The sequence below is a fragment of the Seohaeicola zhoushanensis genome (assembly GCF_014656415.1).
Lineage (GTDB): Bacteria > Pseudomonadota > Alphaproteobacteria > Rhodobacterales > Rhodobacteraceae > Seohaeicola_A > Seohaeicola_A zhoushanensis.
On the sequence record NZ_BNCJ01000005.1, the window covers coordinates 157446 to 180679 of the forward strand.

The following is a 23234-nucleotide window of genomic DNA, read 5'->3' on the forward strand; positions in this document are numbered from 1 at the left end:
AACCGAGGACAAAAACCACTCCCAATGAAAACCATTACTTTTCAACATGTTGACCCCCCGTCCTAGCTAGGACACTCTGATCCGGACCGATTTCCACCCCGAAAGGCCGCGCCGATGCCCCGCCTGACCCTCACCCCGATCGCCCCCTCCGAGCGGGACCGCGTCGCCCATATCCACGTCCACCCCGACCAGGTCCGCTTTTCCGGCACCATCGAGAGCGCCTTCGAAACCGACGCGCCCCGCACCGATTTCCACGCCATCTGCCTCGACGGCCACCCGGTCGGATTCTTCAAGGTCGACCACGACTACGCCGAGCATCACTGGTTCGCCCGCCCCGGCGAGCCGGGATTGAAGGCCTTCATGATCGACCGCGACCACCAGGGCCAGGGCATCGCCACCGCCGCGATCCGCGCGCTCGACGGCTACCTCCAGCAGCAATACCCCGAGATCGCCAGCATCGCCCTCACCGTCAACATGGCCAACCCGGTCGCGGTGCGCGCCTATCGCTCGGCCGGCTTCACCGATACCGGCGAGATCTACGAGGGCGGCACCGCCGGCCCCCAGCTGGTGATGCGGATGGTCCTGAAAGGCTAGAGCGTCACCGCCTCGTCGAAGGCCCGGTCGATCATCTCCTGCGTCCCATAGGAGAATTCCAGCGGACAGGGATAGGCCTCGCCCGTGCGGATCGAATGCCCGAAAGCCTCGACCTGCCGCACGTAGTGGTTCTCGCCCGGCCAGCGTTTCACCATCACCTCCAGCCCCGGCCGGTGCAGCTCGGCCTGCGCCATGCCGAAGACATTGGCGTTGAAGGGCGTGGCCAGCCGGATCAGCCCGGCCTCGCCATGGAACACCATCTCCTGCGCCGGGTGCAGGCGGGTCGAGACATAGGCGGAATAGGTGAAGCCGGGGAAGCTGGCGGTGATCTCGGAGAAGGTGTCGACCCCGCTCTCCCAGCGGATCCGGCTGGCAACCTCGACCGGCTCCTCTCCGGTGACGAACCGGGTCGAGCCGAAGACATAGACCCCGATGTCGCGCAGCGCCCCGCCGCCGGTGTCGGACCGGTTGCGGATATTGCCGGGGTCGCGGTTGTCGTAACTGAACCGCCCCGAGACATGCACGAGGTTGCCGATACCCCCCCCGGCGACCTGTTCCTTCACCCATTGCCACTGCGGGTGATGCACGATCATGAAGGCCTCGGCCGCCAGCAGCCCGGTCTGGTCGCGCCGGGCCATCAGCGTGTGGAACTCGGCCGCCTGCATCGTCATCGGCTTCTCGCAAAGCACGTGCTTGCCCGCGTCCAGCGCCTTCAGCGTCCAGTCGACATGCATGTGGTTGGGCAGCGGGACATAGACCGCGTCGATCTCGCGGTCGGTCAGCAGGGCGTCATAGGTGGGATGCACCCTCAGGCCGGGACAGAAGGCGCGGAAGCCCTCGGCCTTGTCGGCGCTGCCTGTTGCCAGGGCGACGAGGTCTGCGCCCTTGGCCGCGTGGATCGCCGGCCCCATGTGCTGGCGCGCGAAATTGGCCGCACCGAGGATTCCCCATCTGACAATCATGTCCAGTCTCCGCCCGATACGCCCCCATCGCATATTCTGTCGCAATTTCGGGCACCCCGCCATTGCGTTTTTCGGCCCGGGCAATAGCGTGCCGGCGAGCATTGATTTGAGGGACAGATATGCGAACTTTCGGAAAATGGCTTGGCCGTCTCCTGCTGCTGGCGATCATCGCGGCGGGGGCCTTCTTTGTCTTCGCGCCGGGCTACGTCGAACGCAGCCGTAACAACGTCGTCGTGCATGAACCCTACCCCGTCTCCGAGGCCGCCAGCGCGCTGCACCAGACCCTGGTGATCGGCGACTGGCACGCCGACAGCCTGCTGTGGAACCGCGACCTCACCAAGCGAGGGTCATACGGCCAGGTCGACCTGCCGCGCCTGCAGGAGGGCAACGTCGCCGTCCAGGTCTTCACCGCCGTCACCAAGAGCCCGGCGGGGCAGAATTACGACAGCAATTCGGCCGAAACGACGGACAACATCACCCTGCTGGCGGTCGGCCAGCTCTGGCCAGTGCGGACCTGGAACAGCCTGCTTGAACGGGCGCTCTACCAGGCCGAGAAGCTGCATCGCTTCGAGGCCGAAGCCCCCGAGGCGCTGAAGATCGTCACCACGCGGGCCGATCTGGACGCGGTGCTGGAGACGCGGGCCAAGGGCGCAACGACGGTGGCCGGGATCCTCGGGATCGAGGGAGCCCATCCGCTCGAGGGCAAGCTCGACAACCTCGACCTGATCGAGGCGGCGGGCTACCGGCTGGTGGCGCTGCAGCACTTCTTCGACAACGAACTCGGCGGCTCGCTGCACGGGATCGGCGACCAGGGCTTGACCGAATTCGGGCGGACCGTGGTGGCGCAGGTGGAAAAGCGCGGGATGATCCTCGACGTCGCCCATTCCAGCCCGCAGGTGGCGCGCGACGTGCTGGCGATGACGAAGATGCCCATCGTGGTAAGCCACACCGGGATACACAGCTTCTGCGCCAACAAGCGGAACTTCCCCGACGATCTGATGCAGGCCATTGCCGCCACAGGCGGGGTGATCGGCATCGGCTATTGGGACGAGGTGACCTGCGGCGATTTCACGCCCGGCAATATCGCCAAGATGGTCAAGGCGGCGATCGCGGTGGTGGGCGAGGACCATGTCTCGCTCGGCTCGGATTTCGACGGTTCGGTCGAGACGGCCTTCGACACCTCGGAACTGCCCGCGCTCACCAGCGCGCTGCTCGACCAGGGACTGAGCGAGGCGCAGGTGCGCAAGGTGATGGGCGAGAACATGCTCCGCGTGCTGCAGGCGCGGCTGAAGTAGCCGCTCAGCGGCGACGGCCGACCTGCCGGCAGATCAGGATCACCGGCAGCAGGCCCACGGCGACGATCACCAGCGAGGGCACCGCCGCCCCGTCGAGCCGCTCGTCGGCGGCAAGGCGGTGGGCCTGAACGGCAAGCGTGTCGAAGTTGAAGGGCCGCATGATAAGCGTGGCCGGCAGCTCCTTCATCACGTCGACGAAGACGATCAGCAGCGCGGTCAGCAGGCTCGGCGTCAGGATCGGCAGGTGCACCCGCGTCAGCGTGCCCAGCGGCCCCTGCCCCAGCGAGCGCGCGGCGGCATCCATATTGGCGTGGACCGTCGCCTGCCCACCCTCGTAGGCGCCCAGCGCGGCGGCCAGGAAGCGCACCATGTAGGCGGCGACCAGCAGCCAGATCGAGCCGGTGACAAGCAGGCCGGTCGATATCTCGAAGGTCGACCTCATCCATGCGTCGAGCGCATTGTCGAAGGCGGCGAAAGGCACCAGCAGGCCCACTGCGATCACGCCGCCCGGCACCGCGTAGCCGAGGCGCGCGACATGGCCGGCGAAGGCGCCGGCGCGGGTCGGCCGACTGCGCTGGTAGAAGCCGACAGCGATTGCCGCCACCAGCGTCACCGCGGCCGCCGTGCCCGCCAGCGTCAGCGAGTTCGAGGTGAAGGCGATGTAGCGGCGGCTGAACAGGTCCTGTTCCGAACCGATCCCCATCGCGAAGAGCACCGCCACCGGCAGCGCGAAGCCCAGCGTCACCGGCACCGCGCAGAGCGCCACGGCCAGCCCAGCGCGCCAGCCCTCCAGCGGCTCGGGCGGCATCCGGACATGGGCCTTGCCGGTGTGGTGATACTGCGCCTTGCCGCGCTGCATCCGCTCGGCCACGGCGAGCAGCAGCGCAAAGACCAGCAGGCAGAGCGCCAGCTGCGCCGCCGCCGAACGGTCGGCCAGGGTGAACCAGCTGGTGTAGATCCCGGTGGCGAAGGTTTGCACGCTGAAATGGTCGACGGTGCCATAGTCGGCGATGGTCTCCATCACCGTCAGCAGCACGCCACCGGCAATCGCCGGCCGCGCCATCGGCAGGCTGACCCGCCAGAAGGCGCTCCAGGCCGAATGGCCGAGCGTGCGGGCGGCGAGGAAAGCGGCCGAACTCTGCTGCAGGAAGGCGGCGCGGGCCAGCAGGTAGACATAGGGATAAAGCACCAGGATCAGCATCGCCGCCGCGCCGGGCAGCGAACGTATCTCGGGGAACCAGTAGTCGCGCGGACCCCAGCCGGTGATCTGGCGCAGGGTCGCCTGCACGATGCCGGGATGGTCGAGGATATAGGTATAGGCATAGGCCAGCACATAGGCCGGGAAGGCCAGCGGCAGCACCAGCGCGATCTCGAACAGGCGCACGCCGGGAAAGCGGGTCATCGTCACCAGCCAGGCCGAGCCGACGCCCAGCGCGAAGGTGCCGCAAGCCACCATCGAGACCAGCGCCAGCGTGGTGCCGGCATAACGCGGCAGCACCGTCTCCATCAGCTGCGCCACCGTGCCGGTGCCCCCGGTCAGCGCCGCCAGCGCCACCGCGAGCATCGGCAGCAGGCAGGCCAGCGCAACGGCCCAGGCGGCAAGGGCAAGCAGGCGGCTGCCCCCTCCGGAACGGCGGGTGGCGCGGGGATGGTGCGATGCGGCGCTCTGGTTCACGCGAAAGGATCTCCGGGACCGAAGGTCAGGGGGCAGGGTCTTATCCCGCCTTGCCGTCCGGAGTTCCAGCGGTTTCTGGCGCCATGCCGACCAGCTGCGCCAGCCCGCCGAGCAAGTCGACCGGCGGCAGCTGCGCCAGCGTCTGCCGCCAGACCGGCACCGCCTGCACCAGCAAATCCTCCCCGTCCGGCGTCAGCGCCAGTCGCCGCCCGCGGCGGTCGGAGGGGTCGGGGCTGACGGTCAGCAGCCCGCGCCGCTCCAGCGGCTTGAGGTTGGCGGTCAACGTGGTGCGGTCCATGCCGAGCAGCCGCGCCACGTCGCCCAGGCGCGGCGCCTCGGGGCGGTTCAACGAGATCAGCAGCGAGAACTGCCCGTGGCTGAGGCCCACCGGGCGCAGCGCCTCGTCGAACCGGCGGCCAACCGCCCGTGCGGCACGTTGCAGGTGCAGGCACAGGCAGCTGTCGCGAACCTCGTGGGTGACGTCGATCGGCAGGTCTTCTCTCATGGATCCAATTTAAGTTGACTTCAACATATCTGTCAATCAACCTGACCGGACCAGGAAGACAAGGACATTTGCCATGAATACCTTCATTAACCTCTGTGTTGCAGACGTCACGCGGTCGCGGGCGTTCTTTTCCGCGCTGGGGTTCACATTCAACGATCATTTCAGCGGTGAAGACACCGCAGGCATGCAGATCAACGACAGCTGCTTCGCCATGCTGATGCACCGGGACAAGTTCCAGGGCTTTACCCCGCGCGCGATTGCCGATGCCACCCAGACCACCGAGGTGCTGACCGCGCTGCAGCTTGACAGCCGCGACGCCGTGGACGCGATGGTCGAGGCCGCGGTGGCGGCCGGCGGTTCGGTGTTCCGCGCCCCCGAGGACCATGGCTTCATGTATGGCCGCAGCTTCTGCGACCCGGACGGGCATGTCTGGGAACCCTTCTGGTACGACGCCTCGACCATCCCCGAGGAACACCGGTGAGCCGCGTTCGCACCTGCCTCTGGTTCGCCCGAGAGGGCGAGGCCGAGGCGGCGGCCGCCTTCTACTGCACCCTGGCGCCCGAGAGCAGGATCGACCAGGTGCTGCGGCCCGGCCGCGACGGCCCCGCCATGCTGGTGGAATTCACCCTCGCCGGCACGCCCTACGCGGCGCTGAACGGCGGCGCGACTGAAAAACCCAGCGCCAGCGCCTCGATCTCGCTGATGACGAAGGACCAGGCCGAAACCGACCGGGTCTGGCAGGCGATCCTCGACAATGGCGGGCGCGAGGGACTCTGCGGCTGGCTGACCGACCGCTGGGGCGTGACTTGGCAGGTCTATCCCGAGGCGGTCCTCGACCTCGCCTTCTCCGACGACAAGGCGGCGAGCCTGCGGGTGCAGGAGGCAATCCGCGGCATGGTGAAACTCGACCTCGCCGCCTTGCGGGCGGCGCATGAGGGGGAAAAGGTATCATGAAATACATCGATGGCGTGCTGACCGCCGTGAAGACTGCGAAGAAACAGGCCTTCATCGACTTTTCGCAGGCGACCGTGGCGCTGTTCCGTGAGGCCGGGGCGCTCGAAGTGGTCGATTGCTGGGGCACGGACGTGCCCGAGGGCAAGGTGACGTCCTTCCCCATGGCGGTGAAACTCGAAGCGGACGAGACGGTCTGCTTCTCCTGGGTGCTCTGGCCCTCGAAGGAGGCCCGCGACGCGGGCTGGAAGAAGATCGAGGCCGACCCACGCTTTGGCGAGATGGGCGAGATGCCCTTCGACGGCCAGCGGATGGTCTTCGGCGGCTTCGAGATGGTTTCCGAAGGCTAGCCGCCAAAACGAAATCGCCCTTGCGGCGATGCCGCCGCAGAAAGGATATCCGAGAACGGGGAAAGAGACCGCCGCCCCCATATTTCTCTTCTTTTCAAATATCTCCAGGGGAGTCGCGCCGCAGGTGCGGCGGGGGCAGCGCCCCCAAGGCGACGCCTTACACCCCGAGATGCCGCTCGATCACCGAATGATCGCGCCGCAGGTCGTCGGCCGCCACCGTCTCGAGGTTGCGCCCGTTCTCGATGAAAGCGACCCGGTCGGCCACCGAGAGCACGGCGTCCACCCGCTGTTCGACCAGCAGCACGCCGACGCCGCGGTCGCGCATCACTACCACGACCTGACGGATCGCCTCGATCATCGAGGGCTGAAGCCCCTCGGTCGGCTCGTCCAGCAGCAGGTAGCGCGGCTCGACGCAGAGCGCGCGCGCGGTGGCCAGCATCTGCTGCTCGCCGCCCGAGAGCGTCTGCGCCCTTTGCCCCATCCGCTCGCGCAGGCGCGGGAAAAGCTCCAGCACGCCTTCCAGCACCTCAGGGCCGGAATTTTTCACCCGCAGCCCGATCTCCAGGTTCTGCGCCACCGTCAGCTCCGAGAAGAGCCGCCGCCCCTGCGGGATATAGCCGATCCCCGCCCCCGCCACGCGATGCGCCGGCAGCTCCGAGATCACCTGGCCGTCCAGCCGCACCTGCCCGCCGGTCAGCGGCAGCAGGCCCATGATCGCCTTCATCGTGGTGGTCTTGCCCGCGCCATTGCGTCCCAGCAGGCAGAGGATCTCGCCGGGGCTGATCCTCAGCGACAGCCCCCGCAGCACCTGGGCGCGGCCGTATCCGGCGTCGATGCGGTCGATCTCCAGCATCAGGCGGTCCCCAGGTAGGCGGCCTGCACCGCCGGATTGGCGCGGATCTCGGCCGGAGTGCCCTCGGCCAGGATCTGGCCGAAGTTCAGCACGCTGACCCGGTCGGCGGTTTCCATCACCACGCTCATGTTGTGTTCGATCAGCAGGATCGTCGTGCTGGAGGCCAGTTCGCGCACCAGCGCCTTGAAGGCGGCAATCTCGGCATCGGCCAGCCCCTGGGTCGGCTCGTCGAGGATCAGCAGCCGCGGCGCCTGCGCCAGGCCCATGGCGATTTCCAGCAGCCGCTGGTGGCCATAGCTTAGGTCGCCCGCGTTCTGGTCGCCCCGGTCGCCCAGCCCGACCCGCTCCAGCGCATCGGCCACGGCGCGGGCCACGCCAGCCGATGTCGCCTCGCGCCGGCGCGCCGCCAGCGCCACGTTCTCGGCGACGGGCAGGTTGGCGAAGACCGAGGTGATCTGGAAGGTATAGGCCATCCCGAGGTTGATCCGCCGGTGCGCCGGCAGGGCCGAGATGTCGCGCCCGTCGAATATCACCTGCCCCGAGGTCGGCGGGATACGCCCGCAGAGCAGGCTGACGAAGGTGGTCTTGCCCGCCCCGTTCGGCCCGATCAGTGCCCGCACCTCGCCTTCGGGCAGGTCGAAGTCGACGGTCTCGACCGCCTTCAGCCCCGAGAAATGCCGGGTCAGCGCGCGGGTTTGCAGCAGGCTCACGGCAGCCCCCGCCAGATGCGGCGGCGCAGCTCGCCTGCCAGCCCCTGCGGCGCGAAGAGCGTCAACGCCACCAGCACCACGCCGGCGATCAGCATGTAGGCCGAGGTGTAACCGCTTGAAAGGTCGATCAGATAGAACATGAACAGCGTGCCGAGAAACGGCCCGATCACCGTGCCCGCGCCGCCCAGCAGCACCCAGAGCAGCGGAAAGATCGAATATTGCACCGAGGCGAAGGTCGCGCCGACATAGCCGAAGAGCAGCCCATAAGCCGCCCCCGCCAGCGCCGCGATCCCGCCCGAGATCACCACCGCGCCCAGCTTGTGGGCGAAGGTGTCATAGCCCAGCATCCGCGCCCGCTCCTCGTTCTCGCGGATCGCCACCAGCACCCGGCCGAAGCGCGATCGCACCAGCGCCAGCACCCCGACCAGCACCGCCGCGAAGAGGATCAGCGCCGCGATGTAGCGCACCCCGGCATCGGACAGGTCGAAGCCGAAGAGCACCCGCTGCGCGCCCTGCAGCACGAAACCCTCGTCGCCCCGGGTGTAGGGGCCGAAGTAGAGCACCGTCAGGTAGCCCGCCTGCGCGAACATCAGCGTCACGATCATGAAGGCCACGCCCGCCGTGCGCAGCGCCAGCAGCCCCAGCGCGAAGGCCACCGCAAGCCCGCAGCCGAGCCCGGCCAGCAGCCCCAGCGCCGGCGTCACCCCGCCGTGCTGCACCGCCAGCCCCATGCCATACATGCCCGCGGCGAAGAACAGCGCGTGGCCGAGGCTCAGCAGCCCGGTATAGCCGAACATGATGTTGTAGCCGGCGGCATAGACGCTCAGCACCATGACCCGCGCCAGCACGCCGTGGTGATAGGCCGGCAGCACGAAGGCCCCGGCCAGCAGCAGGGCCAGCAGCGCGCCGTGCAGCGCCAGGCTCCGCGCGCCGTCGCTCATGCGCGCCGCACCCCGAACAGCCCCTGCGGGCGGAACACGAGCACCAGCGCCACCAGCAGCGTGGCGAGGATCTTGGCCAGCGTCGGCGAGAAGAAGACCGAGATGATGCCATCGCTGAGGCCAATCAGCACCGCCGCCAGAACCGTGCCCGGCAGGCTGCCCAGCCCGCCGATGATGACCACGATGAAGGAGAGCAGCAGCGGGTCGCCCCCCATCAGGTAATGCGCCTGCTGGATCGGCACGATCAGCACCGCCGCCAGCGCCGCCAGCCCCGCGCCGATGCCGAAGACCATGGCATAGACCCGCTCGACCGGGATCCCGAAGGCCAGCGCCATGTCGCGGTCGAGCTGCGTTGCACGCATCAACAGGCCGATGCGCGTGCGCGCCATCAGCCCCCAGACCCCCAGCAGCACCACAACCGCCGCCCCGATCACCGCCAGCTTGTAGGAGGTGGTCGACAGACCCCAGGGCCAGTAGAGCTGCAAACCATTCTCGCCCCATTCGACAAAGGGCAGCGCCAGGCGAGTGTTGAAGGGCGGCTCGACCGGCCGCGCGTCCGGGCCGTAGGTCATCAGCGTAACCTGCTGGAGGATATAGAGAATCCCGATGGTCGCCACGATGGTCCGCTCGGGGTCGTAGTTCACCCGTTTCAGCACCGTGACATCGGCCAGCACCGCGATACCGCCCACCAGCAGCGGCGCCACCACCAGCGCCAGCAGGAAGCCCACCGCCGGATGCGCATCACCCACCAGATGCGCGACCCACCAGGCCAGCACCGCGCCGAGCATGAAGAACTCGCCATGGGCGACGTTCACCACCCGCATGACACCGAAGACAAGCGACAGTCCGACCGCCGTCAGTGCCAGCACCGCCGCGGTCACGGCCCCTTCGAGCGAGGCGAGCAAAAGATAGGGGCCAAAGTCCATTGGCGCGACCCTGCCAGCGAAGCAGGCACCGGGCAAGAGGCTTGGCGCAAGGAATTCGCATCCGGCGCCCTATGCTCACCAAAGCGCCCCCGATTGCCCATGGAATGTGTTTCCCGCGGTTGAACCCGAGGCGGCTCCGCCCTACCCTCCAGGCAATTTTCAGAGGACGGGATATTATGCGCTACAGAGTAATTGGCGACGGCCAGGACAACGATTTCACGACCGATTTCGACCGGAACGAGACCTTCATCGGCCGGGGCGGCGACGACAGCTATACCATTGCCTGGTTCGAGGAACGCGATCGGCTGTTCGGCAATGCCGGTGCCGACGAACTGAGGATGGACTGGTTCATCTGGGACGAATACGGCGGCCTGAGCGCTTTGAATCGCGCGGTCTGGTTCGACGGCGGACGTGGCCAGGACCGGATCGAATACAGGGTGATCTACGAGCCGAAAGACACGGTGATCGACCTCGGCACCTATGGCGGCACGCTGACCTCGGTGGAGCACATCGACTTTTTCGTCACCGACCATCAAGGCCGCACCACATCCGACCCGGTGGTTGCCTATGACGTCACCGGGACCGCCCGCAGCGAAGACATCATCGCCGCCTTCGGTTTCCGCAACACCCAGGACCTGACCCTGCGACTCGACGCAGGCGGCGGCAACGACCGGATCGCCGTGACCGGAGGCTATTACGACAGGCTGGTGGTCGACGGCGGCGGCGGCCACGACACCATCGTCGTGAACGGGCTGCTGCGCGACGGTGCAAGGAACGAAATGACCCTTCGGGGCGGCGCCGGCAACGACCGCATCTATTACAACGACCCCGGTGGAGTCGTCCTGGGCGGCGCGGGACGCGACACCTTTCTGCTGTCGCCGATATCCGGCAGCGACGCGGGCGACGCCACCATCTACCGGGGCGGCAAGGGGGCCGATACATTCGTGTTCTACAACGGCTTCTTTCCCAAGGGCGTAGGCGCCGACATCCGCGACTTTCGCGGCAACGACCGGCTGGAGATCGCGGCGACCATCGTCGGTTCCATGGATGCCGTCGCGCTGACACCTTCCACGCCGGGCAGATACGTCGAATACGATCCGGCGAGCGGAATCCTGATGCTTTCGGGCCAGGAGGCTATCCGGTTCACGCCCGGCACGATCATCAGGGAAGACCAGGTCAGCATCGTCGATGCCGGTATCTACAGCGACATGTTCTTTTTCTGAGAACCCCGCCGCGCCGGGCCGACATGGAACATCGGCGCGCGCGGGACGTTGATGTCGCGCCCGGACCCGACATGCACAGGAGCATCCCATGCCCACCCCCAAGAACACCATCTGCCTCTGGTACGACAAGGACGCCGAAGCCGCGGCGCGGTTCTACGCGGACACCTTCCCCGACAGCGAGGTGACGGCCGTGCACCATGCGCCGGGCGATTATCCCTCTGGCCACCAGGGCGATGTGCTGACGGTCGAATTCACCGTTTTCGGCCTCCCCTGCCTCGGCCTCAATGGCGGCCCGCATTTCCAGCAGACCGAGGCGTTCTCCTTCCAGATCGCCACCGACGACCAGGAAGAGACCGACCGCTACTGGAACGCCATCGTGGGCAACGGCGGCCAGGAAAGTGCCTGCGGCTGGTGCAAGGACAAGTGGGGCGTCTCCTGGCAGATAACCCCGCGCACGCTGACCGAGGCGCTGACCGCAGGCGGCGCCGAGGCGCAGCGCGCCTTCGCCGCGATGATGGAGATGCAGAAGATCGACGTGGCGCAGATCGACGCCGCCCGTCGCGGCTGAACACGATCAGGCGTCCGGTTCGTCGAGCGCGGCCCGGCGCAGCCCGGCGGTCGAATAGGGCTTGTCCAGCACCGGGATCTTCGGGAACGACGCCATGACCGCAGCGTCGTCACCATAGCCGGTAGCGAGGACCACGGGGATGCCGCGCTCGACGCAGGCCCAGGCCACCCTCTGCGAGGTCTCGATGCCTAGGTCGGCGTCCAGCAGCGCGAAGGTCACATGGGTTTCGTCGAGGATGCGCAGCGCCTCCGAGACGCGTCTCGCGACATGCACTGTCCCGGCGCCGAGTTCGGCCAGGATATCCTTCACATCCAGGGCGATGATCATGTTGTCCTCGAGGATCAGCGCAGCCGCAAGACGCGCCGGCCTTCCGGGCACCTGCCCCACGTCCGGCTCGTAGAGGGCAGGCACTTCATCCACCTCCGGACAAGCCAGATCCGGAGACATGTCGGAGCAATCGTCACACATGGTCGGCAGACCCCCAAATTCGGCGCTGCCGCCGCGCGGCTACGCCAGAAAATCCGAAGGGCACTGTTGCACTTCCTTCGGCGCCGGCGCTGTCCTGAGGAACCTTGAGAGTTCGGCGCGGTTTACCCGGCCTGTCTAACCAACCCGCTGAGGGCGCGAAATAAACTGTGACATACCTGGTTAATGTTTCTTAATTTTCGGCCGGTCTCCGCCGAGACCGGCCGGCGCTCTTACATGAGCGGCCGCTGTTGCAAACCCTCCGGGTCGATCAGCGCCAACTCGGCCAGTTCCGCCAGCTTGCGCAGTTGCAGCTTGCCATCGCGCCAGGTGGCGAGTCCCTTGGCCTTCAGCGCCTGGAGCGTCTTGTTGGTATGCACCAGCGACAGGCCCAGCGCATCGGCCAGGTCCTGCTGGCGGAAATGCACGGGCACGGTGTCGCCCTTGCCATACCCGGTGGCCTTCAGCCGCTCGAAGATGCGCACCAGCGCCCAGGCGATCCGCTGCATCGCGTCGCGCTGGCCGAGCGAGGCGATGGTCTCGCCCAGGAAATGCTCCTCGACCGCCGCGATCCAGGTCAGGTCGTAGGCGCGCTCGGGGTGATGGCTGAACAGACGCCAGAGGTCGTCGCGGCGGAACACGCAGAGCGTCATGTCGGTCGTGGCCTCGACCGAATGCTTCATCTCGCCCATCATGCCGGCCTGCAGGCCGACGAAATCGCCGGGGAAGACGAAGTTGATGACCTGCCGCCGCCCGCTTTCGAGCGTCTTGTAGCGCGTGCCCATGCCGTCGAGCACGGTGAAGAGCTGCGGGCTACTCGATCCCTCCAGCAGGATGGTCGAGCCCCGGTCGACGCGCAATTCGCCGGTCTTGAAGGTGCCCATGAAGGCCAGTTCGTCTTCGCTGAACGGCGTGAACAGGTTGTGCTTGCGCAGCGGGCAGGTCTTGCAGGTTATTCCAGGCATGTTTGTCGGCCCCACGTTTCCTATGTCGTGGTTTAAATGCCGAAATCGTGAATTGGTTCCCGACGACGCTGCCGCGCGCGTTTTCCGGAACGGAAAACGTCCGAATTCCTGCGAGGAATTCGCTGCCTGGCCGCTGTTTTCATTGAAGGAAAACGGGCCGAAATCCGCGAGGGATCTCGGCCCTTCCGCGCCTCAGAGCGGCTGTGTCGTGTAATCGACTTCGTCCGGATAGAGCGTGTCCTCGATCGAGGTGGTGTGCTGCAGCACAAGCTTCCCGCCTTCGACCTTGGTGATGTACTGATGCCCGAAGACCTGGTGCGTCTTGCCGTTGAACCGCTTCGCCCCCTGCGGATGCGCCGCCGACTCGGGCATGTCGGTCATCGCCTCGACCGCCTCGATCAGCTTGCCGCGATCCGCCGGCCCGGCATAGCCGGCCGCCTCCATGCCCGCATTGACGACGTGCAGCGTCTCCCAGCAGCCGAACATGTGGGCATAGGTCGAGATGTCCTTGGCATCGCTCACCGAGGCGCCGTTGGCATCGACCCCGACCGCTTCGCGATAGGCCTTGTCGAACGCGCTCTGGTTGGCCTGCGCATAGCGCGGGTTGCCCTCCCAGAAATAGGTGCCGTCGAGGAACTCCAGCCCCGGCGAGCTGATGTCGACCGCTTCCAGGCTGTCGATGAAGCCGAACATCTCGGGCCGGCTCGGCCCGAAGAACTCGCCCAGTTCCTTGACGAAGGTCAGCACGGCGGGACCGACCATCACGTGGTAGATAACCTCCGTATCCCGCGGAATCTTCGGGAAATACTTGGTGAACGAGGTCTCGGTCGGCGGGATCGCGATGTGCTCCAGCACCTTGCCGCCCTGCGCCTCAATCGCGGCGGTGAAATAGTCGCGGTGATCGTGGCCGAAGGCGAAGTCGGGGAAGATCATGGTGACCTTCTTGCCCAGCGTGTTGGCGACATAGGGCGCCATCGCCTGCACCTGGCTCTTCACGTCGGTGATGCCGGGCTGCAGCGTGTAGCGGTTCAGCATCCCCGAGGCGACGTGGTGGCCTTCGGAGACCACGAAATAGGGCAGCTTCAGCTCGCCCGCCCGCGGGGCCGAGCCGATCACCACGTGGCTGAACAGCGTGCCGAAAGCGATGTCGCAGCCGTGCTGCGTGGCGAATTTCTCCACCACCTCTGCGCCGCGCTTGGGATCGGTGCCGTCGTCCTCGGTGACGATCTCGATCATCCGCCCGTTGATCCCGCCCTCGGCATTGATCTTCTTCACCGCCGCCTGGGTGGTGCGGTCATACCAGCGCCCATAGGCCGCCCCGATGCCGGTCGCGTGCATCTGGAAACCGATCTTGATCGGCGCCGAACTCTGCGCCTGGGCATAGCGCGCCCAGAGCGGCAGCGTCGCCCCGGCGGCGGCGCCGGCGATGGTCTTCAGCGCCGCACGGCGGCTCGGCTGGATCAGCTTGGACATGAGATTTCCCCTGTTGCGCGGTGAGTCCCGCCCCTTCGGGCGGGATTTGTCGTTATAGTGCAAGGGCCAAGTGGGCCTGTCCAGCACTTTCCCCTACGTCGCCCCGCCCCGCCGACCGCCTGCGTCCCGCTTCGGCGACCTGCGCTCAGGCCCCCCGCGGCGAGGCCAGCAGCCAGAGCCCGAACAGCGTATAGGCCACCATGAAGGCCGCCATCGGCAGCTGGCTCAGCAGCGCCCGGCGCGGGCTGGGGAAGGCGCGCAGGGCAATGGCATGGGCCAGCACCACCGACAGCATGTGCCCAACAATCACCGCCCCGGCCTGGGTCAGGAAGATCACCTTGACCGTCGCCGTGGTGTTGAAGAAGCCGGTGGTGACATAGAACGTCCCCAGCCCCAGCAGATCCCAGCCCCGCGCCAGCGGATCGCTCCCCGCGATCAGCGCATATTGCCCGTCGACCAGCAGCGCGGTCAGGTAATGCGCAACGTGATAGCCCAGCGCGATCGGCAGGATGGTGGGGGCAAAGCGGCAGAAACCCTCGGCCCAGCCGATGCCGCCCCCGGCCAGCACGATCCCCAGCCGCACCACCAGCGCGAAGGCCGCAACCAGCATGAGGTTCGCGCCGTAAAGCCCCGCCAGATTTTGGAAAACCACCGCCGACCGGCCAGGAAACTCCAACGGGTTCATGCCGATATGGGCGAGCCACCAGAAGGTCTCGTTCAGCCCGTCGAAACTGCCGCTGCCCAGCAGCACCACCATGAAGACCGCCAGCCCCACCGAGGGCGCGCGCATCCGCAAGATCTGCCAGCCGGTCAGCCCCACCCGCCCGCGCGCGAACAGACCCAGCCGGGCATAGGCCCGGAAGAACACGCTGAAGGCCTCGGCCCGCAGAAGGAAGCGCGGCCCGAAGGCAAGCGTGCCCAGGAAGGCCGCAAGCCAGTAGAGCCCCACCACCCGCGCCAGTCGCGCCGGGTCCGACGGCGCCGGATCGGCCAGCAGGAAGCCCCCGAACCCAAGGAACCCCGCCAGCGCCAGCCAGGGCGCAACACGATGCGGCAGGTGCCACGAACTGCGCAGCCCCAGCGCGCGCAGCACCGCCGCCGGCCCGCTCCAGGGGTTCAGCCAGGCCCAGAGGTCGCCCAGCGTGCCCACCGCCACGGTGAAACCGATCCACCAGACCGTCCAGACCGCCAGCGGCAAGGGGTTCGACAGCGGATCGCGCGCCCCGGCGATCCCGGCCCAGAGCAGCGCCATCAGCACCGCGAATGAGGCCAGGCTGGACACCACCCGCCAGTGCCCGCGCCGCCACCGCCCCAGCCACAACGGCGCGAAGAGCCGCGCCAGCCAGCGCTCCGGCACCAGCGCCAGCAACAACACCGTCGCGGCCACGCTCGCCGCCCCGGCCGAGATATAGACATCGGTCGGCAGCAGCAGCACGAGGCCCTGCTCGGAGGCATGCGCACCCGCCTTGGCCGGTATGAGTGTCACAAAACCGGCCAACCTGCGCTTGCGAAAGAGGTTTTCTTGGGTGAGAGTCATCGCCGGACCACATTACCCGCCGGAGACAGGGATGAAAGTCGCAAAACAGCTGGCCATTCTGGCGGTGGCCATTGCCGTTCTGGCAGGGGCCTACCTGCTGTCTCCGCTGGCCGGTCCGCCTGCGCCCCTGCTCTCCTCGGCCACCGCCTATGCCATGCCCGGCACGCCCGGCGCGGTGATGGTGGCCATCCAGATCGAGAACCGCGGCGGCCCCGACCGGTTGGTCGCCGTCCGCTCCGACGCCGCGCAGAGCGCCGCGATTGTCGGCGGCACCGCGCCCGAAGGCCTGCCCATCCCGGCCGGCAGCACCCCCAGCCTCTCGGCCGATGGCGCGCATGTCGAGCTCTCCGGCATCGACGGCGCGCTCGACGAAGGCCGGATGCTGCCGCTCACCCTGGTCTTCGAGACCGCCGGCGAGGTCTCGACCCGCGCGCGCATTTCCACGCCCGCCCCCGGCGACCATGCCGCCCACGGCATGGACAACAAGCTCGACCTCGGCCCCGTCGAGGTTGCCCCCAAGGTGGTCATGGACCTGCGCCCCGATGGCGAGGGCTGGATAATCACACTCGATTCGGGGGCCTTCAAGCTCACCGCCCAGGGGGTCGACGGCCAGAACGTGCCCGGCCAGGGCCACGCGCACCTCTACCTCGGCGGCCTCAAGCTGCAACGCATGTATGGCACGACCGCCCATGTCGGCGCCCTGCCCAAGGGCCAGCACATCCTGCGCGTGGTGCTGAATTCGCACGATCACCGCGCGCTTTATGCCGGTGGCGAGCCGGTCGGGGCCATCGCGCTCATAGACGTCCGTTGACAGGCCGCCACGCTTCGGAAGAATGTTTGCACACGAATGATTTTCCGGAGCGGTCATGGCAGAGAAATCCGCAGGCGCCGTGGTGGGCGTCGATGTCGGCGGCACCTTCACCGATCTGGTCGAGCTTGACCCGGCCACCGGCCGCGTCCGCCTCGCCAAGGTGCCGAGCACGCTCGACAACCAGGCTTTCGGTGTCCTGAACGCGCTCCGGGCGGCGGGCTGCGACCTGCCGGCGCTCGACCTCATCGTGCATGGCACGACGACCACCACCAACGCGGTGCTTGAACGCAAGCTGGCGAAGACCGGGCTCATCACCACCGAGGGCTTCCGCGACGTGCTCGAACTCGGCCGCAGGACAAGGCCGCAAGCCTATGGCATGAAGGGCGAATTCCGCCCGCTGATCCCCCGCGACCTGCGCCTTGAGGTGTCCGAACGCATGGATGCCGCCGGCGAGGTGCTGACCCCGCTGGACGAGGCCGCCGTCCGGGCCGCTGGCGAGACGCTGATCGCTCAGGGCTGCGAGGCGGTGGTCGTCCACTTCCTGCACGCCTACGCCAACCCCGCCCACGAATTGCGCGCGGCCGAGATCCTGCGTGCGATCTGGCCCAACGATCACATCACCATGGGCCACGCCCTCCTCTCGGAAAGCCGCGAGTTCGAGCGCGGTGTGACGGCGGCGGTGAATGCCTCGGTGCAACCGCTGATCGCCCGCTACATCCGCCGCCTGACCGCCGAACTGTCGAACGCCGGCTATGACGGCGAGGTGCTGGTGATGAACGGCAACGGCGGCATGGTCTCGGCCGCCCGCGTCGCCGAGGAGGCCGCCAAGACGGTGATGTCCGGCCCCGCCTCGGGCGTGATGGCCGCCGCCTATACCGGCCGGCAGGCGGGCATCGCCAACCTCATCACCTACGACATGGGCGGCACCTCCACCGACGTGGCCCTGATCCGCGGCGCCGAACCGACCGTCTCCAACGAGATCGAGATCGAATACGCCATGCCGATCCACGTCCCGATGGTCGATGTGCGCACCGTCGGCGCCGGCGGCGGCTCGATCGCGCGGGTGAACCCGGCGGGCCTGCTCGAGGTCGGACCCGAAAGCGCCGGCGCCACGCCCGGACCCATCTGCTATGGCCGCGGCGGCACCGAGCCGACGATCTCCGACGCCAACATGCTGCTCGGCCGCCTCGACCCGGCCCGCCTCGCCTCGGTCGAAGGCACCTCTCTGGAGGCGGTCCGCGCCGTTTTCGAAGAGAAGCTGGGCACGCCGCTTGGTCTCGACGCCACCCATGCGGCGGCGGCGGTGATCCGCATCGCCAACCTCAAGATGGCCGGCGCCATCCGCATGGTCTCGCTCTCGCTCGGCGCCGATCCCCGCGACTTCGCCCTCTTCGCCTTCGGCGGCGCCGGGCCGCTGCACGCCTCGGCGCTGGCCAAGGAACTCGGCATCCCCCGCGTCCTCGTCCCCTGCCGCCCCGGCATCACCAATGCCATCGGCTGCCTCGTCGCCGACCTGCGGCACGACTTCGTGCAGACCCTGAACACACCGCTCGCCCGGCTCGACCCGGCCCGCCTGCACGCCGTCTTCGCCGCCCAGACCGCCGAGGGCGAGGCGCTGATCGCCCGCGAGAACATCGAGGCCGCCGCCATCCGCCGCCTCTACTCGGTCGACATGCAGTTCATCGGCCAGACCCACCTGCTGCGCGTGCCGCTCGACCGCCCCGACGTCGACACCGACACCCTGCAACGGCTGTTCGAGGAAGCCTACTTCCGCCGCTTCCGCGTCGAACTGCCCGAGATCCGGGCCAACCTGGTGAACGCCAACTGCTCGGTGATCGGTACTCGCCCCGAAATCGACCTCGCCACCTTGATCGCCCAGGAAGAGCGCAAGGCGACCGTCCACGAGGCACAGATCACCCGCCGCCCCGTCTTCTTCCACGACTGGCACGAGACCCCGGTCTACTGGCGCGACCACCTGCCCGCCGATGCCAGGCTAACCGGCCCCGCGGTGATCCAGCAGATGGACACCACCATCCTGATCGAACCCGGCGACCGCGTGACTACCGACGCCGGCGGCAATCTCATCGTGGAGGTCGCGCGATGACCCTCGACCCGATCACCCTCTCGGTCATCCAGGCCGGCCTGCAACAGGTCTGCGACGAGATGGACCTCTCCTTCTCCCGCGCCGCCTTCTCGCCGGTGATCGCCGAGGCCAACGACCGCTCCGACGGCATCTACGCCGCCGAGGACGGTTCGTTGATCGCGCAGGGCTCGCAAGGCCTGCCGGTCTTCGTCGGCACCATGCAGTATTCCACCCGCACGCTGATCGAGATGATCGCCGCCGGCAAGGCCGCCGCGCCGCAGCCCGACGACATCTACATCGTCAACGACCCCTACCTCGGCGGCACCCACCTGATGGACGTCCGCTTCGCCCGCCCCTTCTACCGCAACGGCGAGATCTTCTGCTGGCTCTCCAACACCGGCCACTGGCCCGACACCGGCGGCGCGGTGCCCGGCGGATTCTCCGCCTCGGCCACGGCGGTGGAACAGGAAGGCCTGCGCCTGCCCCCGGTGCGCCTGTTCAAGCAGGGCCAGCTCGACGCCGAGATCTTCGCCATCATCTGCTCCAACATCCGCGTCGCCGACCAGCGCATCGGCGACGTCAAGGCCCAGGCGGCGGCCCTGCTGGTCGGCGAACAGCGTCTCAACGAGCTGCTCGACCGCTACGGCGACGAGACCGTGCGCGCCGCCATCGCCGAACTGCGCGCCCGCGCCGCCACCCAGATGCGCGCCTTCATCGCCGACATCCCCGATGGCGCCTATCGATCCACCGCCTGGATCGACAGCGACGGCGTGGTGAACGAACCGCTCGCCATCCGCCTCACCGTGACCAAGGACCATGACCACCTCACCTTCGATTTCACCGGCTCCTCCGCCCCCTGCGCCGGACCGATGAACTCGGTCCGCGCCACGACCTATTCCGCCGTCTACCTCGCCATGCGCCACATCTTCCCCGAGGTTCCGATGAGCACCGGCGCCTTTGAGCCGCTGACCATCACCGGCATCGAAGACACCTTCCTCGACGCCCATTACCCCCGCCCCGTCTCCGGCTGCGCGGCAGAGGTCTCGCAACGCATCGCCGAGGCGGTCTTCGCCGCCCTGGTCACCCCCCTGCCCGACCGCGTCACCGCCGCCCCCGCCGGCACCTCGGGCAACTTCGCCCTTGGCGGCCACGACCCGGCGCGCGGCCGCGACTTCGTCATGTATCAGATCAGCGGCGGCGGCTATGGCGGCAATGCCGACCACGACGGGCTGGCCAACGGCTGCTCCACCATCGGCATCTCCAAGGCGCCGCCGATCGAGATAATGGAGCAGCAATTCCCGGTGCTCTACCGCCGCTACGCCCTGCACGAGGGCTCCGGCGGCGCCGGGCAGCACCGCGGCGGCTTCGGCCTCGACTACGAGGTGGAACTGTGGCGCGGTTCCGCCCGCGCCAGCTTCGTCATGGACCACGGCCGCTTCGGCCCCCAGGGCGCGCTCGGCGGCGGCGAAGGCGCGGTAAACCGGGTGACGGTCTGGCAGAACGGCGCCCCCTACAAGCCCGAGCACCTGTCCAAGGAACAGGACATCCCCATGGCACCCGGCGACCGCGTCCGGGTGATGACCCCCGGCGGCGGCGGCTACGGCGACCCCTTCCGCCGCGCGCCCGAAGCGGTGCTCGAAGACGTCCGCCTGCAACGCTACACGCCCGAGCAGGCCCGCACCCTCTTCGGCGTCGCCCTCACCACCGACCCTCTCGCCATCGACGAGACCGCCACCCGCGCCCTGCGCCGCCGCTGACCGGAACCCCCAATTTCTCTTCTTCAAAAATATCTCCGGGGGAGTCGCGCCGCAGGCGCGGCGGGGGCAGCGCCCCCAGGCGACATCCGCCGCCGGGCCTTCCCTTTCGGCTGCCGCGCCGCTAAGCCCCGAGGCAGTGCAGTCTAACGGATATCCCAGATGGGCAGCGTCATTCTCGGCATCGCGGCGGCGCTCGCCTGGGGCGTGCATGACCTGCTGGTGCGCCGCATCAGCGAGGGGCTCGCCATCGCCCCCGCCATCCTGAGCGTGCTGCTGATCGGCACCCTCTTCACCCTGCCGCTGGCCCTCGGCCTCGGCGGCTGGGCGCAGATGACCGGCCAGGCCACGCTGCTCGCCGCCCTTTCGGGCATCGCCTATGTGGTCGGCTGCTTCGGCCTCTACCTCGCCTTCCGCATCGGCCCGGTCAAGCTGGTGGCCCCGGTGGTCGGCGCCTTCCCGGTGCTCTCGGTCGGCTGGGCCTGGCTCTCCGGCTCGCCGCTCGGCACTGCCGATGCGCTGGCCATCGCCGCCATCGTCGGCGGGGTCATCGCCGTGGCGCTGCTCTCGGACGAGGGCGCCGGCAACGGCTCGCGCGCCGCCGCGGTGGGCTGGGGCGCGCTTGGCGCGGTGGGTTTCGCGCTGACCTTCGGCCTGTCGCAGGCCGCGACCCGGATCGGCGCCGAGCTGCCGGTGATCCTGATGGCCCGCCTCGCCGCCATCGGGCTGATGATCGCTCTGCTCGCCCTCACCCGCCAGCGTCTCTCGCAGGTCAGCCGCCACCGCGCGACGCTGACCGGGATGGGCCTGTTCGACGCGCTGGCGCTCGGCCTCGTCACCGCCGCCGGCACCCTGCCCAACCCGGAATTCGCCGCCGCCACCTCCTCGGTCTTCGGCGTCGTCACCATCGTGCTGGCCCGCCTCTTCCTGGCCGAGCCGGTCTCGCTGCCGCAATGGGGCGGCGTCGGACTGGTCTTCGCCGGGGTCGCGGCCCTGGGCTTCTAGGCCGCGCGCCAGCGGTCCAGCACGAACCGCGCCGTCATCAGGTCGAGATGCGCGCCGCCGCCGTTCTTGAACAGCGTGATCTCCTCCGGCGCAGGCGCGAACCGCTCCAGCCCGTAGAAATCCGCCAGCACGTCCTCGCGCGCGATCACCCCCTGCGCCAGCGGGATCTTCAGCTCGCCGATATGGTCGAGCGTGGTGTCGAAACTGTCGACATAGATCCTCGCGCGCCGCAGCGCCGTGTCATCGGCCTCGCGCATGTCGGGGCGATAGGCCCCGATCAGGTTCAGGTGCTGGCCGGGGCGCAGCCACTCGCCCTTGATCACCGGCTCGGAGGACATCGTCGCGCAGACGATGATATCGGCCGCCCGCACCGCCGCTTCCAGGTCCTCGGCCACCGCGAGGCCCGGCACCTGGGCCGCGAGGTCATGCGCCTTGGCGGTGGTCCGGTTCCAGACCACCTGTTTCGCGGCCGGGAACCCCGCCGCGAAGGCCTCGCAGAGCGAATGCCCCACCGTGCCTGCGCCGACGATCAGCACCGAGGCGCTGTCCGCCCGCGCCAGCCGCAGCGCGCCGAGCAGGCTGTCGCCCGCCGTCTTCCACTTGGTCACCAGGTGGAAATCGACAATCGCCTCGAGCATCCCGTCGGTATCGGAGTAGAGGCAGACCCCGCCATTCACCATCGGCTTGCCCTGCGCCGGGTTGCCCGGAAAGACCGTCGCCGACTTGACCGCCATCCCCATCCCGTCGATCCAGGCCGCGCGCGACAGCAGCGTGTCGGGGTCGCGGTAGAGGAAGGTATCGGCGATCTTCGCCTTGGGCAGGGCGTGCCCCGCCGCCAGCGCCTCGGTCAGGCCCAGCCAGTCGAGCCCCGCCTCGCCCTCGGCAAAGCCGATCACCGGAACATTCATGCCGCTTCCTCCTCGCTCAGCAATCCTTCGGCGACCAGCCGCGCCGCCCAGCCCTCGGGCCCCTCGAACAGATGCGTCCGCCACCCCCGCGCCGCCGCCGCCGCGATGTTCTCGGCCCGGTCGTCGGTGAAGATCAGCCGCTCGGGCGGCACCCCGCAGCCCGCCTCGACCATCTCGTAGATCCGCGCATCCGGCTTGATGACGCCCATGTGACCCGAGATGAAATCCCGGTCGAACTCCCGCAGGAAGGGATAATGCGTCGCCGCGTAATCATAGCTCTCGATGCCGAAGTTGGTCAGCGAGAAGACCGGCACGCCCTTGCCCTGCAGCGCCTGCATCAGCCGCACCGAGCGCGCGATCACCGGCGTCGCCAGCTCGATCCAGCGGTCGTGCCACATGCGGATCTCGTCGCGCCATTCCGGCGTGGCCTCGGCCACGGCATAGATCGTCCGGGTGAAATGCTCGCCCCGGTCGACCCGGTTGTTCATCTCGTGCAGGTCGACCGCCTCGAACATGGCGCGGCGGCGCGCCTCGCCGATCTCCCGGTCGTAGAAGCGTTCCGGCTGCCACTCGATGAGCACATTGCCGATGTCGAAGATCACCGCTTCCGGTTTCATGCCTGCCACCCCCACCCGCGCCAAAAATCCTTCAAGGATTTTTGGCAAATTTTTCCCAAAAAT

Annotated in this window: 24 protein-coding genes; 11 read left to right on the forward strand and 13 right to left on the reverse strand. The window is 68.1% G+C overall.

Annotation, left to right across the window (positions count from 1 at the left end; genetic code table 11):
• Positions 1 to 114: 114 nt before the first annotated feature.
• The gene (locus IE266_RS11820; protein WP_189680295.1) at positions 115 to 594 is read left to right on the forward strand and encodes a GNAT family N-acetyltransferase; all 480 of its coding nucleotides are present in this window, start codon (positions 115 to 117) and stop codon (positions 592 to 594) included.
• Here IE266_RS11820 and IE266_RS11825 read toward each other — a convergent pair.
• Positions 591 to 1556, reverse strand: coding sequence for a Gfo/Idh/MocA family protein (locus IE266_RS11825; protein ID WP_373310566.1), 966 nt, complete (start codon positions 1554 to 1556; stop codon positions 591 to 593). The two genes, IE266_RS11820 and IE266_RS11825, sit on opposite strands and share 4 nt — an antisense overlap.
• A 119-nt stretch (positions 1557 to 1675) precedes the next feature.
• Between IE266_RS11825 and IE266_RS11830 the strand changes: the two genes are divergently transcribed.
• The gene (locus IE266_RS11830) at positions 1676 to 2851 is read left to right on the forward strand and encodes a dipeptidase (RefSeq protein WP_189680296.1); all 1176 of its coding nucleotides are present in this window, start codon (positions 1676 to 1678) and stop codon (positions 2849 to 2851) included.
• A 4-nt stretch (positions 2852 to 2855) separates the two neighbouring features.
• Here IE266_RS11830 and IE266_RS11835 read toward each other — a convergent pair whose 3' ends face one another.
• Together IE266_RS11835 and IE266_RS11840 are read right to left on the reverse strand one after the other, a co-directional pair.
• Complete coding sequence (locus IE266_RS11835; RefSeq protein ID WP_229864069.1) at positions 2856 to 4463, reverse strand: ABC transporter permease; 1608 nt, start codon at positions 4461 to 4463, stop codon at positions 2856 to 2858.
• A 103-nt stretch (positions 4464 to 4566) separates the two neighbouring features.
• Positions 4567 to 5031, reverse strand: coding sequence for a MarR family winged helix-turn-helix transcriptional regulator (locus tag IE266_RS11840; RefSeq protein WP_189680297.1), 465 nt, complete (start codon positions 5029 to 5031; stop codon positions 4567 to 4569).
• 73 nt (positions 5032 to 5104) lie between these two features.
• Here IE266_RS11840 and IE266_RS11845 point away from each other — a divergent pair, with 73 nt between their 5' ends.
• The 3 genes from IE266_RS11845 to IE266_RS11855 are packed head-to-tail and all read left to right on the forward strand — an operon-like array spanning position 5105 to position 6332.
• Positions 5105 to 5512 (forward strand): VOC family protein, encoded by a 408-nt coding sequence (locus IE266_RS11845; protein WP_189680298.1) that lies wholly within the window; start codon positions 5105 to 5107, stop codon positions 5510 to 5512.
• On the forward strand, positions 5509 to 5985 hold the full coding sequence (locus tag IE266_RS11850; protein WP_189680299.1) for a VOC family protein: 477 nt from the start codon (positions 5509 to 5511) through the stop codon (positions 5983 to 5985). The genes IE266_RS11845 and IE266_RS11850 overlap by 4 nt, the downstream gene beginning before the upstream one ends.
• Entirely contained in the window at positions 5982 to 6332 is a 351-nt protein-coding gene (locus IE266_RS11855; RefSeq protein WP_189680300.1) for a DUF1428 domain-containing protein, read from the forward strand. The genes IE266_RS11850 and IE266_RS11855 overlap by 4 nt, the downstream gene beginning before the upstream one ends.
• A gap of 157 nt (positions 6333 to 6489) precedes the next feature.
• Here IE266_RS11855 and IE266_RS11860 read toward each other — a convergent pair whose 3' ends face one another.
• Genes IE266_RS11860 through IE266_RS11875 form a run of 4 tightly spaced genes read right to left on the reverse strand, consistent with a single transcriptional unit; the run spans position 6490 to position 9762 of the window.
• Positions 6490 to 7185 carry an ABC transporter ATP-binding protein gene (locus tag IE266_RS11860; protein WP_189680301.1) on the reverse strand — a complete coding sequence of 232 codons (696 nt, stop codon included), beginning with the start codon at positions 7183 to 7185 and terminating at the stop codon, positions 6490 to 6492.
• Positions 7185 to 7895: an ABC transporter ATP-binding protein gene (locus IE266_RS11865; protein WP_229864052.1), complete on the reverse strand. Its 711-nt coding sequence runs from the start codon at positions 7893 to 7895 to the stop codon at positions 7185 to 7187. The genes IE266_RS11860 and IE266_RS11865 overlap by 1 nt, the downstream gene beginning before the upstream one ends.
• Positions 7892 to 8836 carry a branched-chain amino acid ABC transporter permease gene (locus tag IE266_RS11870; protein WP_189680302.1) on the reverse strand — a complete coding sequence of 315 codons (945 nt, stop codon included), beginning with the start codon at positions 8834 to 8836 and terminating at the stop codon, positions 7892 to 7894. Before IE266_RS11870 ends, IE266_RS11865 begins: the two co-directional genes overlap by 4 nt.
• Positions 8833 to 9762: a branched-chain amino acid ABC transporter permease gene (locus IE266_RS11875; protein WP_189680303.1), complete on the reverse strand. Its 930-nt coding sequence runs from the start codon at positions 9760 to 9762 to the stop codon at positions 8833 to 8835. The genes IE266_RS11870 and IE266_RS11875 overlap by 4 nt, the downstream gene beginning before the upstream one ends.
• A 176-nt stretch (positions 9763 to 9938) precedes the next feature.
• On the opposite strand from IE266_RS11875, the gene IE266_RS11880 reads away from it, so the two are divergent.
• Together IE266_RS11880 and IE266_RS11885 are read left to right on the forward strand one after the other, a co-directional pair.
• Entirely contained in the window at positions 9939 to 10985 is a 1047-nt protein-coding gene (locus tag IE266_RS11880) for a calcium-binding protein (protein ID WP_189680304.1), read from the forward strand.
• Positions 10986 to 11073: 88 nt separating this feature from the next.
• Positions 11074 to 11553: a VOC family protein gene (locus IE266_RS11885; protein ID WP_189680305.1), complete on the forward strand. Its 480-nt coding sequence runs from the start codon at positions 11074 to 11076 to the stop codon at positions 11551 to 11553.
• A 6-nt stretch (positions 11554 to 11559) separates the two neighbouring features.
• On the opposite strand, the gene IE266_RS11890 is transcribed toward IE266_RS11885, so the two are convergent.
• The 4 genes from IE266_RS11890 to IE266_RS11905 all read right to left on the reverse strand — a co-directional run bounded on the left by IE266_RS11890 (position 11560) and on the right by IE266_RS11905 (position 15942).
• On the reverse strand, positions 11560 to 11964 hold the full coding sequence (locus IE266_RS11890) for a response regulator (RefSeq protein ID WP_189680306.1): 405 nt from the start codon (positions 11962 to 11964) through the stop codon (positions 11560 to 11562).
• A gap of 287 nt (positions 11965 to 12251) precedes the next feature.
• Positions 12252 to 12983: a Crp/Fnr family transcriptional regulator gene (locus IE266_RS11895; RefSeq protein ID WP_189680307.1), complete on the reverse strand. Its 732-nt coding sequence runs from the start codon at positions 12981 to 12983 to the stop codon at positions 12252 to 12254.
• Positions 12984 to 13175: 192 nt separating this feature from the next.
• The gene (locus IE266_RS11900) at positions 13176 to 14456 is read right to left on the reverse strand and encodes an ABC transporter substrate-binding protein (protein WP_189680308.1); all 1281 of its coding nucleotides are present in this window, start codon (positions 14454 to 14456) and stop codon (positions 13176 to 13178) included.
• A 145-nt stretch (positions 14457 to 14601) separates the two neighbouring features.
• Complete coding sequence (locus tag IE266_RS11905) at positions 14602 to 15942, reverse strand: hypothetical protein (RefSeq protein ID WP_189680309.1); 1341 nt, start codon at positions 15940 to 15942, stop codon at positions 14602 to 14604.
• Between the two features lie 82 nt (positions 15943 to 16024).
• On the opposite strand from IE266_RS11905, the gene IE266_RS11910 reads away from it, so the two are divergent.
• The 4 genes from IE266_RS11910 to IE266_RS11925 all read left to right on the forward strand — a co-directional run bounded on the left by IE266_RS11910 (position 16025) and on the right by IE266_RS11925 (position 21646).
• Complete coding sequence (locus tag IE266_RS11910; RefSeq protein ID WP_189680310.1) at positions 16025 to 16804, forward strand: copper chaperone PCu(A)C; 780 nt, start codon at positions 16025 to 16027, stop codon at positions 16802 to 16804.
• 55 nt (positions 16805 to 16859) lie between these two features.
• Positions 16860 to 18908 (forward strand): hydantoinase/oxoprolinase family protein, encoded by a 2049-nt coding sequence (locus IE266_RS11915; RefSeq protein ID WP_189680311.1) that lies wholly within the window; start codon positions 16860 to 16862, stop codon positions 18906 to 18908.
• Positions 18905 to 20644, forward strand: a complete 1740-nt coding sequence (locus tag IE266_RS11920) for a hydantoinase B/oxoprolinase family protein (protein ID WP_189680312.1) — start codon at positions 18905 to 18907, stop codon at positions 20642 to 20644. The genes IE266_RS11915 and IE266_RS11920 overlap by 4 nt, the downstream gene beginning before the upstream one ends.
• Before the next feature lie 159 nt (positions 20645 to 20803).
• Complete coding sequence (locus tag IE266_RS11925; RefSeq protein WP_189680313.1) at positions 20804 to 21646, forward strand: DMT family transporter; 843 nt, start codon at positions 20804 to 20806, stop codon at positions 21644 to 21646.
• On the opposite strand, the gene IE266_RS11930 is transcribed toward IE266_RS11925, so the two are convergent.
• Complete coding sequence (locus IE266_RS11930; protein ID WP_189680314.1) at positions 21643 to 22554, reverse strand: ornithine cyclodeaminase family protein; 912 nt, start codon at positions 22552 to 22554, stop codon at positions 21643 to 21645. The genes IE266_RS11925 and IE266_RS11930 overlap by 4 nt on opposite strands.
• Positions 22551 to 23171: an HAD family hydrolase gene (locus IE266_RS11935; protein WP_189680315.1), complete on the reverse strand. Its 621-nt coding sequence runs from the start codon at positions 23169 to 23171 to the stop codon at positions 22551 to 22553. Before IE266_RS11935 ends, IE266_RS11930 begins: the two co-directional genes overlap by 4 nt.
• Positions 23172 to 23234 lie beyond the last annotated feature (63 nt).

Bases quoted from the DNA above. Each gene is read 5' to 3' on its own strand.
- IE266_RS11820 (WP_189680295.1), top strand. From the start codon at position 115: ATGCCCCGCCTGACCCTCACCCCGATCGCCCCCTCCGAGCGGGACCGC.
- IE266_RS11825 (WP_373310566.1), bottom strand. From the start codon at position 1,556: ATGATTGTCAGATGGGGAATCCTCGGTGCGGCCAATTTCGCGCGCCAG.
- IE266_RS11830 (WP_189680296.1), top strand. From the start codon at position 1,676: ATGCGAACTTTCGGAAAATGGCTTGGCCGTCTCCTGCTGCTGGCGATC.
- IE266_RS11840 (WP_189680297.1), bottom strand. From the start codon at position 5,031: ATGAGAGAAGACCTGCCGATCGACGTCACCCACGAGGTTCGCGACAGC.
- IE266_RS11845 (WP_189680298.1), top strand. From the start codon at position 5,105: ATGAATACCTTCATTAACCTCTGTGTTGCAGACGTCACGCGGTCGCGG.
- IE266_RS11855 (WP_189680300.1), top strand. From the start codon at position 5,982: ATGAAATACATCGATGGCGTGCTGACCGCCGTGAAGACTGCGAAGAAA.
- IE266_RS11860 (WP_189680301.1), bottom strand. From the start codon at position 7,185: ATGCTGGAGATCGACCGCATCGACGCCGGATACGGCCGCGCCCAGGTG.
- IE266_RS11870 (WP_189680302.1), bottom strand. From the start codon at position 8,836: ATGAGCGACGGCGCGCGGAGCCTGGCGCTGCACGGCGCGCTGCTGGCC.
- IE266_RS11875 (WP_189680303.1), bottom strand. From the start codon at position 9,762: ATGGACTTTGGCCCCTATCTTTTGCTCGCCTCGCTCGAAGGGGCCGTG.
- IE266_RS11880 (WP_189680304.1), top strand. From the start codon at position 9,939: ATGCGCTACAGAGTAATTGGCGACGGCCAGGACAACGATTTCACGACC.
- IE266_RS11885 (WP_189680305.1), top strand. From the start codon at position 11,074: ATGCCCACCCCCAAGAACACCATCTGCCTCTGGTACGACAAGGACGCC.
- IE266_RS11895 (WP_189680307.1), bottom strand. From the start codon at position 12,983: ATGCCTGGAATAACCTGCAAGACCTGCCCGCTGCGCAAGCACAACCTG.
- IE266_RS11900 (WP_189680308.1), bottom strand. From the start codon at position 14,456: ATGTCCAAGCTGATCCAGCCGAGCCGCCGTGCGGCGCTGAAGACCATC.
- IE266_RS11910 (WP_189680310.1), top strand. From the start codon at position 16,025: ATGAAAGTCGCAAAACAGCTGGCCATTCTGGCGGTGGCCATTGCCGTT.
- IE266_RS11915 (WP_189680311.1), top strand. From the start codon at position 16,860: ATGGCAGAGAAATCCGCAGGCGCCGTGGTGGGCGTCGATGTCGGCGGC.
- IE266_RS11920 (WP_189680312.1), top strand. From the start codon at position 18,905: ATGACCCTCGACCCGATCACCCTCTCGGTCATCCAGGCCGGCCTGCAA.
- IE266_RS11925 (WP_189680313.1), top strand. From the start codon at position 20,804: ATGGGCAGCGTCATTCTCGGCATCGCGGCGGCGCTCGCCTGGGGCGTG.
- IE266_RS11930 (WP_189680314.1), bottom strand. From the start codon at position 22,554: ATGAATGTTCCGGTGATCGGCTTTGCCGAGGGCGAGGCGGGGCTCGAC.
- IE266_RS11935 (WP_189680315.1), bottom strand. From the start codon at position 23,171: ATGAAACCGGAAGCGGTGATCTTCGACATCGGCAATGTGCTCATCGAG.